This is a genomic window from Streptomyces sp. A01 (genome assembly GCF_059026195.1).
On the sequence record NZ_JBWLKN010000155.1, the window covers coordinates 1 to 253 of the forward strand.

Annotated in this window: 1 protein-coding gene; it reads right to left on the reverse strand. The window is 65.2% G+C overall.

The genetic code is table 11. From position 1 onward, the window contains the following. On the reverse strand, positions 1-253 hold a 253-nt coding region (locus AC5P1B_RS35975; protein WP_493892242.1), incomplete at both ends, for a hypothetical protein.

Here is a 253-nt window from a genome sequence, read left to right on the forward strand (position 1 = left end):
TGGGTGTGGGCTTGGGCGAGGGAGGTGAGGAAGCGGTGGGGGCCGTTTTCGTCGCGGCGCAGGGTGCCGATGATGAGAGGTTCGATGGCTGCTGCTGCTGCTGTGGTGCTTGTGCCAGCGGTGTTGGTGTCCGTGGTGGTGTCGGTGCCGGTGTCGGCGGTGGTGGTGGTGTTGGGGTCTGTGGTGGTGTCGAGGGTGTCGTGGATGGTGTGGGTGAGGATGGGGTGGGGGCTGGTTTCGATGAAGGTGTGGT